The sequence below is a fragment of the Pimelobacter simplex genome (assembly GCF_900114845.1).
Classification (GTDB): Bacteria; Actinomycetota; Actinomycetes; order Propionibacteriales; family Nocardioidaceae; genus Nocardioides; species Nocardioides simplex.
In genome coordinates, this window is the sequence record NZ_FOUK01000005.1 from 66339 (window position 1) to 82102 (window position 15764).

The window sequence follows — 15764 nt, forward strand, 5'->3', positions numbered from 1 at the left end:
GGCACGGTGGACGTGACGTTCACGGTCCCGGCCGGGTTCGCCGGTGAGCAGCTGGTGGCGTTCGAGGAGCTGCGCGTTGCTGGCTCGCCGACGGTGGTGGCCGAGCACAAGGACATCAACGACGCCGCGCAGACCGTCTCGGTCGAGGCGACGACGCCGGGTGGTCCGGTCTCGACGGTCACGCTGACCACCGAGACGTCGAGCAAGACCGTCACCCCGGGCACGTCGGTCTCCGACGTGGTGACCATCAAGGGCCTGGTGCCCGGTCACGGCGCGACCGGATCGGCCACGCTGTACGGGCCCTTCGCCTCGCGTGCCGCGATGAGGTGCACGCCGGCGCACGCGGCCGGCAAGGTGGCGTTCAAGCCGGCCAACGGCGTCGTGCGGACGCCGTCCGTGCGGGTCAACCGGACCGGCTACTACACCTGGGTCGCCTCGACGACCGCGGACAGCCGCAACACCGCGGCCACCCACGCCTGTGGGCTGGCCTCGGAGACGACGCTGGTGCGCAAGTCGCCGTACAAGACGCCGGTGGTCAGCACCGGCTTCAGCTCGGCAGGCCTGCCGTTCGCGGGCCGGGGCACGGTCAGCCGGATCAGCATCCCGGCGCTCAAGGTCAACGCCGGCACGTCGCTGGTCGGGATCCGCAAGGGTGCGATGAACGTGCCCGGCAAGGTGGCCCGCACCGGTCAGCTCGACCGGTCGGCCGCGGCCGGTGACCTGATCGGCACCACCGTGATCGCCGGGCACGTCTCGGACCGGCACGACCGGCCCGGCGCGTTCTGGAAGCTGTCCAAGGCCCGTCCCGGACAGGTCGTGACGGTGTGGCAGGCCGGCAAGCCGCTGCGCTACCGGATCACCTCGGTCCAGCAGTTCACCCGGACCAAGAAGCTCCCCGCCCGGTTCTTCTCCACCACGGGCGCGCACCGGCTGGTCCTGATCAGCTGCGCCGACCGGGTGCGGACCTCCGGTGGGGGCTTCCACTACCGCAACAACGTCGTCGTCACCGCGACGCCGATCGGTGGCTGACGCCTGACCTGCTCACCGAAACGGATTCACCCATCACCGACCGCCGGCCGCCGACTTCTCGGCGGCCGGCTGGTCGGTTTCCTGCTCCGCCGTCCCTGAGGAAATGACCATGACCAACCCCCCACCGTCCACCCCCCGCACCGGCCGTGCCGCCCGGGTCGTCGCTGCCTCCGTGGCCGCGCTCCTGCTGGTGCCCGGCTCGCTCAGCGGCGAGGCGGTCGCGGCACCCGACACGGCACCGCGCGCCGCCCTGGCCGCCGACTGCGTGCGGCCGACGTCCGCCTTCAAGCCGACGGGCGCCCGCATCGCGACGGTCGACCGGAACCTGCGCATGGTCACCGTGCGGCGCACGAAGAACGGCGCCATCGGCGCACCCACGACCAAGGCGGCCGGCAAGTTCCAGCTGGGCTGGGACCCGGAGACGCGCCCGGGCTCGGGCGAGGGCAGCGTCATCACCGTCGCGCACACCTGGCCCGACGGCAGCGCCCTGGGCAACGCCCTCCTGCGGAGCACGCGCAAGGGCGCCATGATCGTCGTGTCCGGCAAGGGCGGCGCGACGGCCTGCTACCGCGTGACGAAGCGCGCGAGCTACCGGGCCGCCCAGGTTCCGCGCAAGAAGGCGTTCCGCTACTGGGGGCCCGAGCAGCTGGTCATCGTCGTGTGCTCCGGCAAGCGGCTCGGGCCGGGCCGGTGGACGCACCGGACGATCTGGTACGCCACGCCGGTGGTCTGACGTCGTACGGCAAGGGGGCCGCACCCGGGGGTGCGGCCCCCTTTGTCGTGGTCCGGGTGGCTGCCGGACGCACCGGACGCACAGCAAGAGGGCCGCACCCGTCGGGTGCGGCCCTCTTGTGTCGTCCTCCTGGCGGAGGCCTCGATCAGCGTCCGGACTGGGCCCGCGCGCCGGTGTTCGGCGTGCCGGGCAGGTGCTTCCGGGGCTCCTTCAGCTTCGGCGTCTTCACCTTGGCCTTGGACGGCAGCGACTCGACCGGGTTGCCGGCCGGGGTCGTGGCCGTGGCCTTGGCGACGTTGACGACCTTGCCGAGGACCAGGTCACGCTTGTGGACCTTGTAGGTGGCCTTGCAGGTCACGCTCGCGCCCGGGGCGAGACCGGTCGAGGGGAGCGACGGGCACTTCGGGACGAGGTGGCCCTTGCCGGTGAACTTCTGCTCGGAGATCGCGATCGTCTTCAGGGCGATGTTGCCGGTGTTGGTGACCTTGAAGGTGTACTTGATCTTCTGGCCGAGGCGGGCGACGCGCTTCGGCGTCCCCTTCTTGACCAGCTTGACGCGCGGCGCCGCCGGCGCCACGGTGGCCGCCGCCGAGTTGTTCGCCGGGTTGGCCCGGTCGGTGACGCTCACGGTGTTCAGCACCGGCGCGTTGCCGCTGAGGACCTGGCTGTAGACGAGGGTCAGGGTCTCGTTGTTGTCGAGGCCACGGACGTCGTCGCCCACGGGACGCGAGCAGTCGATGATGCCGTCGGCGGGGATCGTCGCGCCGATCGCGGTGTCACAGGTGAACGGCGTACCGCTGCCGCTGGCCACGACGGACACGAGGGTGCCGCCGGCCGCCTTGAGGTCGGTGACGGTGACGGTGTCGTCGATGCCCATCAGGTCGGGACCGTGGTTGGTCACCTTGATGGTGTAGCTGACCGGCGTGCCGGACTCGAACACCTCGGCCGCAGCCGTCTTGGTGATGCCCAGGTCGTAGTTGCAGGGCTCCCAGGCCAGCTCGGCGGCGCCGTTGCGGCTCGGGGTGTTGTCGTTGAGCCCCTGGCCCTCGGGCAGGTTGATGTAGGTGACGTTCTGGGCGTTGGCGAGGAAGCTGGAGCCGCCACCGCCGCCGCCACCGATGATCAGGCCGTTCGGGCCGCTCACGTCGCCGATGGTGGTCGCGCCACCGCCGCCGCCGAAGTAGCCGGCGCCGCCGCCGCCGCCCTGGTCGGCGCCGTTCGGGCCGCCGCCGGTGCCGCCGTTGCGGCCGTCGCCGGCCAAGCCGTTGTTGGCCGTGTCGGTCGCGTGGACGCCGCCGGCGCCGGGCGCGTTGGTGCCACCGGCGGCACCGCCGCCGGGCGCGCCGGCCTGGGCGGTGGCGTCGTTGCCGTTCGCGCCCTCCTGGCCGGCCCAGATGCCCGTGCCCTCGACGACGCCGGCGTGGCCGCCGCCGCCCGCGTCGGGGTTGTGGCCACCGCCGGAGCCGCCGCCACCGCCGGCGAGGGCGATCGTGGTGCCGTTGAGGATGAAGCTGGTGTAGCCGCCACCGCCGCCACCGGAGTGACCGCCGGGGCCGCCGTTGCCGCCCTTGTCGTCACCCGAGGCGCCGCCGAGTCCGCCGCCGGAGCCGCCGGCACCGACCACGCCGGTGAGGACGTCGGTGGGCGAGACCGGGATGCGGAACTGGATCCGGGCGCCCTGGCCGCCGCCGACCTGCAGCGGGTCGTCGTCGGGCGTCTCCGGGTCGTCGTCGCCGCCGGACACGGCCGTGCCGCCGTTGCCACCCTCGAGGGTGACCACTGCGGCGCAGGAGCCGGGAGCGGGGGTCACGTCGAACGCGCCGACGCCGAGGACGGTCGCCTCGGGAGCCGGTGCCGGGTCGGCGTGCGCGGTCGGCGTGCTGCCGAACATGCTGATCGTCGCGGTCGCGGTGGCGAGCGCGGCGACGCCGGCCAGCCTCACGCGGTGGGAGGGGGATTTGAGTGCGGACATAGGGATACCTATATCGACGGTTATTACGGTGCAGGGCCGGAAGAAGTGGCTCTCGGGCCAAATGACACCCGAAGGGGTGACAGGGTTCCGGCCGGTGTCGGCAAGAGGGGGTCGCGGGATTCTCCCGGCGCGGTGCGGGTGTCTAGGCCCAGAAGCCCTCGTGCACCGCGCGCGCCCGGTCGGGCAGGTGGGGGCCGGACACCTCCACCCCGGGCGTCCCGGCAGCGAAGACCGCGCGGCTCCCGAGGTGCAACGTGGGCTCGGTGCCGTCGCCCGCGAGCCGGGTGAGCTCGTCCGAGCCGAGGGCGTAGACGACGCGGGGGATGCGGCTCCAGTAGACGGCGCCGGCGCACATGGCACAGGGCTCGGTGCTGGTGTAGAGCGTGGCGGCGGCGAGCTGGTCGGCGTCGAGGGTCCGGGACGCGGTGCTCACCAGGTTCAGCTCGGCGTGCCGGGTGACGTCGCGGTCGGTGAGGACGGTGTTCTCCGCCTCGCACAGCACCTCGCCGGAGGCCGTGGCGAGCAGCGCTCCGAAGGGGTGGTTGCCGTGGTCCCGGGCCTGCTGGGCGAGGTCGATGGCGGCGAGGAGGAGGCGTTCGTCGAGCGGGGCGAGTGCGGGCACGGGGCCAGGACGGCGGAGCGGGCGGGGCTGCGGAAGGGCGGGGCCGCATCGCCGCACGAGGTCACCGGGCTCGCTGCAGCCGCCCCTAGGGTGGCCCCATGACCGCGATCGACCGCGACGCCGCCAAGGCCTTCCAGAAGCGGATCGTCCGGGTGCGCGAGGACGCCGCCCTCGGCCTCCTCCTGGGCATCGGCGACGAGCTCGGCCTGCTCGACGTCCTGGCCCGCACCGGCCCCACCGACCCCGCGACCCTGGCCGCGGCGGCCGGCGTCGACGAGCGCTACCTGCGCGAGTGGCTCGACGGGATCGTGGCCGGCGACGTCGCGACGTACGACGCCGTGACCGGCCACTACGCGCTGCCGGCCGAGCGGGCGGCCTGCCTGACGCCGTCCGGTGGGCCGGTGAACCTGGCGCGCAGCCTGAAGATGCTCACCATGCTCGCGGGCGTGGAGCCCGAGCTCCGCGAGCGGTTCCGGGACGGCGGCGGCCTCGGCTACGACAGCTTCCCGCGGTTCCACGAGCTGATGGCCGAGGACGCGGCCGCCGTCCACGACGCCGGTCTGCTCGACGTGGTGGTGCCGGCGGTGCCCGGCCTCCACGACCTGCTCACGCGGGGCGCGGCGCTCGCCGACGTCGGCTGCGGCGCCGGGCACGCGGTCAACCTCCTCGCCCGCGCCTATCCCGCCAGCAGCTTCGTCGGCTTCGACCTCGGCACCGAGCCCATCGAGGCGGCCCGGGCCGAGGCGGCCGCCTGGGGGCTGACCAACACGCGGTTCGAGGTGCGCGACGTCGCCGCGCTCGGCGAGGAGTCGGCCTACGACGTCGTCACCGCGTTCGACGCGATCCACGACCAGGCCTTCCCAGACCGGGTCCTCGCCGGCATCGCGACGGCGCTGCGCCCCGGCGGCACCCTGCTGATGGTCGACGTGAAGGCCCAGTCCGGCGTCGAGAACAACCTCGGGATGCCGTGGCTCACCTACCTCTACACGCTGAGCCTGATGCACTGCATGACTGTGTCGCTGGCCGACGGCGGCGCCGGGCTCGGGACGGTGTGGGGGCGGCAGGTCGCCGTCCGGATGCTCGAGGAGGCGGGGCTCGCCGACGTCGACGTGCTGGAGATCCGCAGCGACCCGTTCAACTACTTCTACGTGGCCCACAAGCCGGCCGCTACTGCCGCGACCCGATCTCGCTGATCGGCTCGGTCCGCATGGCGGCCCGGGTCGCCACGGCCAGCGAGACCAGGGCCAGTGCGGACATGGCCGCGACGACGGTCGCGCTGCCCGCGAGGGGCAGGGTCGGCAGCGGCTGACCCGAGATGCCGATGCTGATCCCGATCAGCGGGGGCAGGGCGAGGGCGATGCCCAGGGTCGCGGCGATGGCGGCGACGAGGACCGACTCGAGGCGCATCATCGCGCGCACCTGACGGCGGCCCGCGCCGACGAGCTGCAGGAGAGCGAGCTCGCGCGAGCGCTCCGAGGTGGCCATGGCGAGCGTGTTGGCGACGGCGATCGCGATGTAGCCGAGGATGACGAGCAGGGCCACCAGGTTCACCCAGCCCTGCTGGCGCTCGGCGTCGGCGCCGGCGGCCTCGCCGGAGCCGTCGGCCACGGGGAGCCCGAGGTCGGTGACGGCGGCGCGGGCGGCGTCCGGGTCGTCACTGGCGACGAGCGCGAAGGTGGCGAGCCCGCTGGTCGTGTGCGGACGGACGGCGGCCTCGTCGATGGTGACGCCGCCGAAGCCGAGCCCGCGCTCGTAGATCGCGACCACCTCGGCGCGCAGGCGGGCGCCGTCCCCGAACCGGCCGGCGACCTCGTCGCCGAGACCGACCCGGAGGGTGCGGGCGGCGTCGCTGCTGAGGGCGACGTGGTCGTCGCCGCCGAGGTCGTCGAGCGATCCCTCGCTCACGCGCAGGTCGAGGACGTCGTCCGCCGTGGCGGGGTCGATGCCCTGGAGGACCTGCTCGGTGCGGGCGTCGGTGCCGTCGAAGGTCCGGTACGACAGCACGGTCTGGCTGACCGTCACCGGCGACACGGCGGCGACCCCGGGCTGGTCGGCGACCGAGGCGAGGGCCGGCGCCGACAGCCCCGCGGGCGGGACGACGCGCAGGTCGGCGGTGACGCCCTCGGTCGCCTGGGACGACGCCTCGTCGGCGACGATCGCGGGGGCGCCGAGCTGGACCAGGCCGAGCGCGATGCCGAGCGCGATCGGGGTGACGGCTCCGGCGAGGCGGCGGCTGTTCGCCTGCCCGTTGGCGGTGGCGAGGAAGGCGGACGGCGACGTCCGCCCCAGCACCACCTGCGCTCCCCGGACGGCGACCGCGACCAGCCACGGCCCGAGCACGGCGGCGCCGATGATGAGCACGAGCGCGGCGCTGGCCGCGGCCCCGGCGGCGGCCTCGCCGCGGAGCCAGATCGGCACCAGGGACAGGGCGATCCCCGCCCCGAGCAGCACGATGCCGATGACGATCCGCACGGTGCCGAGCGCGGTCGGGCCGAAGGCGCCCTCGCGCAGCGCGTCGACCGGGTCGAGCCGGGCCGGCCGGCGAGCGGCGAGCCGGGCCGCGCCCCACGCCGTCAGCAGGACGACGAGGAGCGCGCCCAGTGCGGGGACCGGGCTGTAGGCGAGGGCGAAGTCGTCCGGGATCACGTCGCCGGCGACGAACGCGCGGCGCAGCACCCCGGCGAGCAGGTAGCCGGGCGCGACGCCGAGCAGTCCGGCGACCGCGGCCACGACGAGCACCTCGCGAGCGACGAGTGCGTGGATCTGCTTCGGCAGCGCACCGACCGCGCGCAGCAGGGCGAAGTCGCGACGCCGCGACTGCACCGACAGCGAGAGCGTCCCGGAGACGATGAAGAGCGCCACGAGGAGGCAGGTACCGGCGAAGGCGCTGCCGATCGCGACGAGCGTCGCGCGCGAGGAGCCGGAGTCGAGGAACTCCGCGTCGCCCCGCGCCGCTCCGGTGAGCACCGTCAGGTCGGGGTGCCGGTCGCGGATCCGCTCCGCGACGTCGTCCGGTGCGCCGTCGGTGAACACGCCCAGCGTCTGGGCCGCACCGTCGTGGGGGTCGAGCGCGGCGATCCGCGACGAGCTCAGGAAGACGTGGCTCGCGCGCTCCACCCCGGCGGCGGCGGACGCCACCCCCACCACCCGGTACGACGACCGCACGCCGCCGTGGGCCAGCGCGATGTCGTCGCCGACGGCGGCGCTCCCCGCGGTGACGACGACCTCGTCGTCCCCTTCGGGTGCTCGACCGTCGGTGAGGGTGAACGGGGTGAGCCGGGCGGCCGGCCACGGGTGCGCCTCGACGAGGGCGCCGCCGCGGTCGTCCACGAGCGGCACGGTGACGTCGGCGACGACATTGGTGACGCCCGGTACCGCCGCGACCACCGACGGGTCCGGGGCGGGGGCGCGCTCGGCGAGGCTGATCGGGAGGTCTTCGGGCACGGGCACCTTCTGCTGACCCGTGACGACGAGGTCGGCGCCGGCGTACCGCTGGGGGGCGAGACCGCCGCGGATGCCGGACTCGACGAGCACGCCGAGGCCGGTCACCAGCACGGTGGCGACGAGGATGGCGAGCGCGACGCCCGCGAAGCTCGCCCGGTGGCGGCGCAGGTCGGCCCGGACCAGGCTGCCCGGCCGGGGCGTGATCGTGCGCGTCACCATTCCCCCAGCCCGGTCAGGTACTCGGTGATCTGCGCCGGCGTCGCGCCGTCGAGGTGACCGGCGAACGCGCCGTCCGCCAGGAAGATCACGCGATCGGCGTGCGCGGCCACGACGGGGTCGTGCGTCACCATCACCACCGTCTGGTCGAGCTCGCGGGTCGTGTGGGCGAGCAGGTCGAGCACCTGCTTGCCGGTGCGGGAGTCCAGGGCGCCGGTGGGCTCGTCGGCGAACACGACGTGGGGGCGGGTGACCAGTGCGCGGGCGATGGCGACGCGCTGCTGCTGGCCGCCGGACAGCGCGCTGGGCAGCCGGTGCCGCAGCTCGGTGAGACCGACCGACGTGATGAGGAAGTCGAGCCACCCGGCGTCGATGGTGCTGCGCGCGAGCAGCAGGGGGAGCGTGATGTTCTGCTCGACGGTCAGCGCGGGCAGCAGGTTGTAGGCCTGGAAGACGAAGCCCACGTGGTCGCGGCGGAAGCGGGTGCGCTGCGCGGAGCGCAGGCCGGAGATCTCCGTGCCGCCCAGGCGGACGCTGCCGCTGGTCGGGCTGTCGAGGCCCGCGGCGGCGTGCAGCAGCGTGCTCTTGCCGGAGCCGGATGGGCCCATGATCGCGGTGAAGGAGCCGGGCGCCAGGGCGAGGTCGACCCCGCGCAGGGCGACGGTCGCGGACGCCCCCGAGCCGTACTTCTTCACGACGCCGTCGAGGCGGAGCGCCTCGCCGGCGGCGGGCCGAGGGGGTGCGGCAACCGTGGTTGCGCGGTGTCGTCGGATCATGCGTCCACGCTAGGAATTCCGGGCTCCCGCCAGAATCCTGCAGGCTGCCGTCCTGATGGTGGTGCTGGCTATACCGCGCCGGCCGACGCGGCCCGGCAGACTGGGCCCATGACGTCCGACCGGCTGCGCGCGTGGGCCCGCAGCTGGCGCTTCCTCGCCGCCGAGGCGGGGGCGTCCGCCGTCTCGACCGGCTTCTTCATGGGGTTCCTCCTGCTCGTCCCCCTCATGCTGCTGACGGGTGGCATCTTCGTCCTGCCGGAGGCGGCGCGGCTGCTCCGCCGCTGGGCCGAGCGCGCTCGGGTGCGGATCGGATCGTTCCGCGGGACGACGATCCCCGGGCCGCGCAGCCAGGAGCCGGCCGATCGCACGATCGACGCGCGGCTCCGCTTCGCGTTCTCGCGCCAGACCGGCCGCGAGCTCGGCTGGCTCACCCTCCACGCACTGCCGACGCTGCTGGTGACGCTGGTCTGCATCGTGCTGCCGCTGGGCGCCCTGAACTCGCTGCTCGTGCCGGGCTACTGGTTCCTGGTGCCGGAGGACGACCCGATCGGCGCGCCGTACCCGGTGACGTCGTGGGGGCTCGCCGCCACCATGCCGCTGGTCGCGGTGGCCTACGCGGTGCTGGCGTGGTTCCTGATCCCCGCCGCGGCGCGCGCGGTGACCGGCGTCTCGGCCCGGCTGCTGACGCCGGACCGGCGCTCCGAGCTGCGGGCCCGGGTCGACTCGCTGACGCTCAGCCGGGCCGCCGCGCTCGACGCGCACGGTGCCGAGCTGCGCCGGATCGAGCGCGACCTGCACGACGGCGCGCAGAACCGGCTGGTGAGCGTGGTCATGATGATGGGCCTCGCCGAGCGCGCGTTCGAGACGGGCGGCGACGGGCTCCCGCAGCTGCGGAGCGCGCAGGCGGCGGCGACCGAGGCGCTCGCCGGGCTGCGCCGCACGGTGCACGACATCTACCCGCCGATCCTCGACGAGCTCGGCCTCGAGGGCGCCCTCGCCTCGCTGGCCGGCCGCAGCGTGGTGCCGTGCACCCTGGCCGTCGACGGCATCGGCCGGGTGCCCGCCGCCCTCGAGTCGGCCACCTACTTCCTCGTCGCCGAGGCGCTCAACAACGTGAACAAGTACAGCGCGGCGAGCGCCGTGCGGGTCCGGGTCGCCGTCGACGGCCCGCAGCTCGTCGTCGAGGTCGAGGACGACGGCCGCGGCGGCGCCGTCGAGCGACCGGGGGGCGGCCTCGCCGGGATGCGGCGCCGGGTGGAGGCTTTCGAGGGACGGATGACCGTGGTGAGCCCCGAGGGCGGACCGACGAACGTGAGAGCGGAGCTGGCATGCGGATCGTGATCGCCGAGGACGACACGCTGCTGCGTGAGGGCCTGGCGCTGCTGCTGCGCAGCGAGGGCTTCGACGTGGTGGCGGCGGTCGACAACGGCGACGACTTCCTCGCCCACCTGGACGAGGCGGACGCCGCCGTGCTCGACGTCCGGATGCCGCCGACCCACACCAGCGAGGGGCTGAAGGCCGCGGCGGAGGCGCGCGCCCGCCGTCCCGGCTTCCCGGTCCTGGTGCTGTCGGCCTACGTCGAGGACCGCTACGCCGGCGAGCTCCTCGCCCGTGGCGCCGACGGCCTGGGCTACCTGCTCAAGGAGCGCGTGGGCAAGGTCGCCGCCTTCGTCGACGCGCTGCGCCGGGTCGCGGCGGGCGGCACGGTGATGGACCCCGAGGTCATCTCGCAGCTGATGAGCCGGCGCCGCGCCGACGACCCGGTCCAGTCGCTCACGCCGCGCGAGCGCGAGGTGCTCGGCCTGATGGCCGAGGGGCTCGACAACGGGTCGATCGCGGAGCGGCTCGTCGTCACCGAGACCGCGGTGAGCAAGCACATCGGCAACATCTTCGCCAAGCTCGGGCTCGCCGCGTCCGACAGCGGGCACCGGCGGGTGCTCGCCGTCCTGGCGTACCTGCGGTCGTAGATCCGCGCGCGCCCTTTGACTTCAAGTACTTGAAGTTCCTAGCCTCGACGAAGTGAGTGCGCAGACCCGGACCCGGACCTTCTCCATCAAGGAGGCGGCCGCGCTGACCGGCCTCCCGGCCAGCACGTTGCGCTACTACGAGTCGATCGGCGTGGTCGCCCCCGTGAGCCGGTCCGCGAGCAGCGGGCACCGGGTCTACGACGAGGACGACCTCGACCTGCTGACCTGGGTGGCGTGCCTGAGCGCGACGGGGATGTCCGTCAGCGACATGCGCCAGTACGTCGCCAACGGAGCCGCCGGTGCCGCCGCGGCCGAGCAGCAGATCGAGCTGCTCAGCGCGCAGCGGGAGCGGTTGGCCCGCGAGGCCGAGCGGCTCGCCGTCCGGCGGCGCTACGTGCAGCTGAAGGTCGACTACTGGCAGGCCGTGGCCGACGGCGACGACGCGCGTGCGACGTCGTTGTCGGAGGGCGCCCGCGCACTCGCCGACGAGCTCAAGCGAACCAAGTGACGAGGAGAACTCCCATGACCTACGACCGCACCCGCGTTGCCGCCTGGGCCGCGCCCGCGAGCGGTGCGCCGCTCGCGCCGCTCACGATCGAGCGCCGCGAGGTCGGCGCGAACGACGTGCTCATCGCCATCGAGTACGCCGGCATCTGCCACTCCGACATCCACACCGTCCGCGGTGACTGGGGGCCGCAGCCGTTCCCCGTCGTCCCGGGGCACGAGATCGTCGGCATCGTCGCCGAGGTCGGCGCGGACGTCACCACGCACCAGGTCGGCGACCGGGTCGGCGTGGGCTGCTTCGTCAGCTCGTGCCGCGAGTGCGTCAACTGCCGCAAGGGCGACGAGCAGTTCTGCCTCAACGGCGGCGTCGGCACCTACGCGGCCACCGACCGTGACGGCACCACGACCCAGGGCGGCTACTCCACCCACGTCGTCGTCGACGCGCACTTCGTGCTCTCCGTGCCCTCCGGGATCGACCCCGCCGCGGCCGCGCCGCTGCTCTGCGCGGGCATCACGACGTACTCGCCGCTGAAGCGGTGGGGCGCCGGCCCCGGCAAGAAGGTCGCGATCGTCGGCCTCGGCGGGCTCGGGCACATGGGCGTCAAGATCGCCCACGCGATGGGCGCCGAGGTGACCGTGCTGTCGCAGTCGCTCAAGAAGCAGGAGGACGCGCTGCGCCTGGGCGCCGACCACTACCACGCGACGTCCGACCCGACGACCTTCCAGGCCCTCGCCGGGCAGTTCGACCTGATCCTCAGCACCGTGAGTGCCAGCCTCGACGTCAACGCCTACCTGCGGCTGCTCGCCGTCGACGGCGCCTACGTCAACGTCGGCGCGCCCCCGCAGCCGTTCAGCGTCGAGGCGATGGCCCTCATCTACGGGCGGCACTCGTTCGCCGGCTCGATGATCGGCGGCATCGCCGAGACCCAGGAGATGCTCGACTTCTGCGCCGAGCACCGCCTCGGCGCCGACATCGAGGTCATCGACGCCGACCGGGTCAACGAGGCGTACGAGCGGGTGCTCGCCTCCGACGTGCGCTACCGGTTCGTCATCGACGCGGCGACGATCGGCTGACCCGGCCCGCCGCGGGCCGCCGGCTAGCCGACGACCACCACGAGGTCGCCGCCCTCGACGGCCTGCGGCCCGGCGAGCGCGATGCGCTGGACCGTGCCGTCGACGGGGGCGGTGATGGCGGCCTCCATCTTCATGGCCTCGATGGTGGCGACGGTGTCGCCGGCCGTGACCTGGTCGCCCTCGGCGACGGTGATGGTGACGACGCCCTGGAAGGGCGCGGCGACGTGCCCGCGCTGTGCCGGGTCGGCCTTCTCGGCGGCGGTGACCTCGGCCGCGACCGAGCGGTCCCGGACGCTGACGGGTCGCAGGTGGCCGTTCGCCCGGGCCAGGACGGTGCGGTAGCCGCGCTCGTCGGGGGCGCCGGTCGCCTCGAGCTCGACCAGCAGGCGCTTGCCCTCCTCGAGGTCGATCGCGTGCTCGGTCTCGTGCTGGAGGCCGTAGAGGTACTCGACCGTCGGGACGACGGACAGGTCGCCCCAGCGGGCGCGCGCCTCCTCGTACTCGCGGGTCGGGCCGGGGAAGAGGAGCCGGTTGAGCGTCGGGCGGGGGTCGTCGCGGAGCGCGGTCTCCTGCTCGGCCGTCAGCTCCGCCTCGGGCGGGCTCCACGGCCGGCCCGCGATGGCCTTGGACCGGAAGGGCTCCGGCCAGCCGCCGGGCGGGTCGCCGAGCTCGCCGTGGAGGAAGCCGATGACCGACGCCGGGATGTCGTACGACGACGGGTCCGCCGCGAACGCCTCCGGGTCCGCGCCGGCGGCGACGAGCGCGAGCGCGAGGTCGCCGATGACCTTGGAGGACGGGGTCACCTTGGGGACCCGGCCGAGGATGTCGTTGGCCGCGGCGTACATGTCCTCGACCTGCTCGAACTTCTCGCCCAGCCCCAGCGCGATCGCCTGCTGGCGCAGGTTGGACAGCTGGCCGCCGGGGATCTCGTGGCGGTACACCCGCCCGGTCGGGGCCGGCAGCCCGGACTCGAACGGGGCGTAGACGCGGCGGACCGCCTCCCAGTAGGGCTCGAGCGCGTTGACGGCGCCCAGGTCGAGCCCGGTGGAGCGGGTCCCGTGGTCGGTCGCCGCGACGAGCGACGACAGCGGCGGCTGCGACGTCGTCCCGGCCATCGCGGCGCACGCGGCGTCGACCGCGTCGACGCCGGCGTCGATCGCCGCGGTGAGGGTGGCGAGCTGGCCGCCGGGGGTGTCGTGGGTGTGCAGGTGCACCGGGAGGTCGAAGCGGTCGCGCAGCGCGGTCACGAGGGTGTGCGCGGCGGGCGCGCGCAGCAGGCCGGCCATGTCCTTGATGGCGAGCACGTGCGCCCCGGCGTCGACGATCCGCTCGGCCAGGCGCAGGTAGTAGTCGAGGGTGTAGAGGTCCTCGCCGGGCGAGGAGAGGTCGCCGGTGTAGCAGAGCGCGACCTCGGCGACGGCGGTGCCGGTGCCGCGGACGGCCTCGATGGCGGGACGCATCTGCTCGACGTCGTTGAGGGCGTCGAAGATCCGGAAGACGTCGATCCCGGTGGCGGCGGCCTCGTCGACGAAGGCGTCGGTGACCGCGGTCGGGTAGGGCGTGTAGCCGACGGTGTTGCGCCCGCGCAGCAGCATCTGCAGGCAGACGTTCGGCACGGCCTCCCGCAGCCGGGCGAGGCGGTCCCACGGGTCCTCGGCGAGGAACCGCAGGGCGACGTCGTAGGTCGCGCCGCCCCAGCACTCCAGCGACCACAGCTGCGGCGTGGTCCGGGCGACGTGCCCGGCCACGGCGAGCAGGTCGTGAGTGCGGACCCGGGTGGCCAGCAGCGACTGGTGCGCGTCGCGGAACGTGGTGTCGGTGACCGCGACCGCTGACTGGGCCCGCAGCTCGGCGGCGAACGCCTCCGGCCCGAGGGTCAGCAGCCGCTGCCGAGAGCCGTCGGGGACGGGGGCGGTGAGGTCGAGGGCCGGGAGCTTGTCGACCGGCCGCACGTGCACGGGGAGCTCGCCGTGGGGCCGGTTGACGGTGACGTCGGCGAGGTAGTCGAGCAGCTTGGTGGCGCGGTCGCCGTGGGAGCGGGCGGTCAGCAGCTCGGGGTGGGTCTCGATGAACGACGTGGTGACCCGGCCGGCGAGGAACTCCGGCTCGTCCAGGAGGGCGGCCACGAAGGGGATGTTGGTGGCGACACCGCGGATCCGGAACTCGGCCACGGCGCGCCGTGCCCGTCGTACGGCGTCGTCGAAGGTGCGCCCGCGGCAGGTCAGCTTGGCCAGCAGCGAGTCGAAGTGGGGCGAGACCTCCGCGCCCGCGTGCACGGTGCCGGCGTCGACGCGGACGCCGGCGCCGCCCGGCGAGCGGTACGCCGTGATGGTGCCCGTGTCGGGACGGAAGCCGTTGGCGGGGTCCTCGGTCGTGATCCGGCACTGCAGGGCCGCGCCCCGCAGCCGGATGCTGTCCTGGGTGAGGCCGAGGTCGGCCAGCGTCTCACCGGACGCGATCCGCATCTGCGACTGCACGAGGTCGACGTCGGTGACCTCCTCGGTCACCGTGTGCTCGACCTGGATCCGCGGGTTCATCTCGATGAACACGTAGTTGCCGTCGGGGTCGACCAGGAACTCCACCGTGCCCGCGCAGGAGTAGCCGATCTCGCGGGCGAACCGCACCGCGTCGGCGCACATCCGCTCGCGCAGCGCGGGATCGAGGTTGGGGGCCGGGGCGATCTCGACGACCTTCTGGTGCCGGCGCTGCACCGAGCAGTCCCGCTCGAACAGGTGGATGACGTCGCCCGCGGCGTCGGCGAGGATCTGGACCTCGATGTGCCGCGGGTCCACCACCGCCTGCTCGATGAACACCGTCGGGTCGCCGAACGCGCCCTCGGCCTCGCGCATGCACGTCTCGACCGCCTCGCGCAGCCCTGCCCGGTCGTCGACCCGCCGCATCCCGCGCCCGCCACCACCGGCGACGGCCTTGACGAACAGCGGGACCGGGATCTCCTCGGCGGCCGCGACCAGCGCGTCGACGTCGGTCGAGGGCGCCACGCTGCGCAGCGTCGGCACGCCGGCCGCCTTCGCGGCCGCGATCGCGCGGGCCTTGTTGCCGGTCAGCGTCAGCACGTCGGCGGACGGACCGATGAAGGTGATCCCCGCCGCCGCGCACGCCTCGGCCAGCGCGGGGTTCTCGGAGAGGAAGCCGTAGCCGGGGTAGACCGCGTCCGCACCGCAGGCCACCGCCGCGGCCACGATGGCGTCGGGGTCGAGGTAGCTGCGCACCGGGTGGCCGCGCTCGCCGATCTCGTAGGCCTCGTCGGCCTTCAGGCGGTGCTCGGAGCCCCGGTCCTCGAACGGGAAGACGGCCACGGTCGTGGCGCCCAGCTCGTATGCGGCGCGGAAGGCTCGGATCGCGATCTCGCCACGGTTGGCGACGAGTACTTTCGAGAACAACGGAACTCCCTGTGGGGCAGTCGAGT

At 74.0% G+C, this 15764-nt stretch carries 12 protein-coding genes; 7 read left to right on the plus strand and 5 right to left on the minus strand.

The annotated features are described in order from the left end of the window. The coding region (locus BM223_RS29560; protein ID WP_075018698.1) for a sortase domain-containing protein at positions 1 to 1029 on the plus strand (1029 nt) is incomplete at its 5' end. A gap of 109 nt (positions 1030 to 1138) precedes the next feature. Continuing rightward, a complete protein-coding gene (locus BM223_RS20470; protein ID WP_038676351.1) occupies positions 1139 to 1762 on the plus strand; it encodes a class F sortase in 624 nt (207 codons plus the stop codon). A 145-nt stretch (positions 1763 to 1907) separates the two neighbouring features. Here BM223_RS20470 and BM223_RS30115 read toward each other — a convergent pair whose 3' ends face one another. Then, the gene (locus tag BM223_RS30115) at positions 1908 to 3734 is read right to left on the minus strand and encodes a DUF7507 domain-containing protein (RefSeq protein ID WP_141267177.1); all 1827 of its coding nucleotides are present in this window, start codon (positions 3732 to 3734) and stop codon (positions 1908 to 1910) included. Between the two features lie 142 nt (positions 3735 to 3876). Then, a complete protein-coding gene (locus BM223_RS20480; protein WP_038676353.1) occupies positions 3877 to 4356 on the minus strand; it encodes a nucleoside deaminase in 480 nt (159 codons plus the stop codon). Between the two features lie 98 nt (positions 4357 to 4454). Between BM223_RS20480 and BM223_RS20485 the strand changes: the two genes are divergently transcribed. Next, positions 4455 to 5549, plus strand: coding sequence for a class I SAM-dependent methyltransferase (locus BM223_RS20485; RefSeq protein ID WP_038676356.1), 1095 nt, complete (start codon positions 4455 to 4457; stop codon positions 5547 to 5549). Here the strand turns inward: BM223_RS20485 and BM223_RS20490 are convergent. Then, positions 5524 to 8019, minus strand: coding sequence for an FtsX-like permease family protein (locus BM223_RS20490; protein ID WP_038676358.1), 2496 nt, complete (start codon positions 8017 to 8019; stop codon positions 5524 to 5526). The genes BM223_RS20485 and BM223_RS20490 overlap by 26 nt on opposite strands. Beyond that, on the minus strand, positions 8013 to 8792 hold the full coding sequence (locus BM223_RS20495; protein WP_038676359.1) for an ABC transporter ATP-binding protein: 780 nt from the start codon (positions 8790 to 8792) through the stop codon (positions 8013 to 8015). The genes BM223_RS20490 and BM223_RS20495 overlap by 7 nt, the downstream gene beginning before the upstream one ends. 108 nt (positions 8793 to 8900) lie before the next feature. On the opposite strand from BM223_RS20495, the gene BM223_RS20500 reads away from it, so the two are divergent. From BM223_RS20500 to BM223_RS20515, 4 genes are read left to right on the plus strand one after another with little or no spacing between them, the layout of a single operon-like run. Then, on the plus strand, positions 8901 to 10133 hold the full coding sequence (locus tag BM223_RS20500) for a sensor histidine kinase (protein WP_038676361.1): 1233 nt from the start codon (positions 8901 to 8903) through the stop codon (positions 10131 to 10133). Beyond that, positions 10121 to 10759 (plus strand): response regulator, encoded by a 639-nt coding sequence (locus BM223_RS20505; protein ID WP_038676363.1) that lies wholly within the window; start codon positions 10121 to 10123, stop codon positions 10757 to 10759. The genes BM223_RS20500 and BM223_RS20505 overlap by 13 nt, the downstream gene beginning before the upstream one ends. A 52-nt stretch (positions 10760 to 10811) precedes the next feature. Further along, complete coding sequence (locus BM223_RS20510) at positions 10812 to 11267, plus strand: MerR family transcriptional regulator (RefSeq protein ID WP_038676365.1); 456 nt, start codon at positions 10812 to 10814, stop codon at positions 11265 to 11267. A 14-nt stretch (positions 11268 to 11281) separates the two neighbouring features. Then, positions 11282 to 12337: an NAD(P)-dependent alcohol dehydrogenase gene (locus tag BM223_RS20515; RefSeq protein ID WP_038676366.1), complete on the plus strand. Its 1056-nt coding sequence runs from the start codon at positions 11282 to 11284 to the stop codon at positions 12335 to 12337. Positions 12338 to 12360: 23 nt separating this feature from the next. On the opposite strand, the gene BM223_RS20520 is transcribed toward BM223_RS20515, so the two are convergent. Next, positions 12361 to 15738 carry a pyruvate carboxylase gene (locus BM223_RS20520; protein ID WP_038676368.1) on the minus strand — a complete coding sequence of 1126 codons (3378 nt, stop codon included), beginning with the start codon at positions 15736 to 15738 and terminating at the stop codon, positions 12361 to 12363. Between the last annotated feature and the right edge of the window lie 26 nt (positions 15739 to 15764).

Coding starts and splice junctions, on each gene's coding strand:
- BM223_RS20490 (WP_038676358.1), bottom strand. CDS start 8,019: ATGGTGACGCGCACGATCACGCCCCGGCCGGGCAGCCTGGTCCGGGCC.
- BM223_RS20500 (WP_038676361.1), top strand. CDS start 8,901: ATGACGTCCGACCGGCTGCGCGCGTGGGCCCGCAGCTGGCGCTTCCTC.
- BM223_RS20505 (WP_038676363.1), top strand. CDS start 10,121: ATGCGGATCGTGATCGCCGAGGACGACACGCTGCTGCGTGAGGGCCTG.
- BM223_RS20515 (WP_038676366.1), top strand. CDS start 11,282: ATGACCTACGACCGCACCCGCGTTGCCGCCTGGGCCGCGCCCGCGAGC.
- BM223_RS20485 (WP_038676356.1), top strand. CDS start 4,455: ATGACCGCGATCGACCGCGACGCCGCCAAGGCCTTCCAGAAGCGGATC.
- BM223_RS20470 (WP_038676351.1), top strand. CDS start 1,139: ATGACCAACCCCCCACCGTCCACCCCCCGCACCGGCCGTGCCGCCCGG.
- BM223_RS30115 (WP_141267177.1), bottom strand. CDS start 3,734: ATGTCCGCACTCAAATCCCCCTCCCACCGCGTGAGGCTGGCCGGCGTC.
- BM223_RS20495 (WP_038676359.1), bottom strand. CDS start 8,792: ATGATCCGACGACACCGCGCAACCACGGTTGCCGCACCCCCTCGGCCC.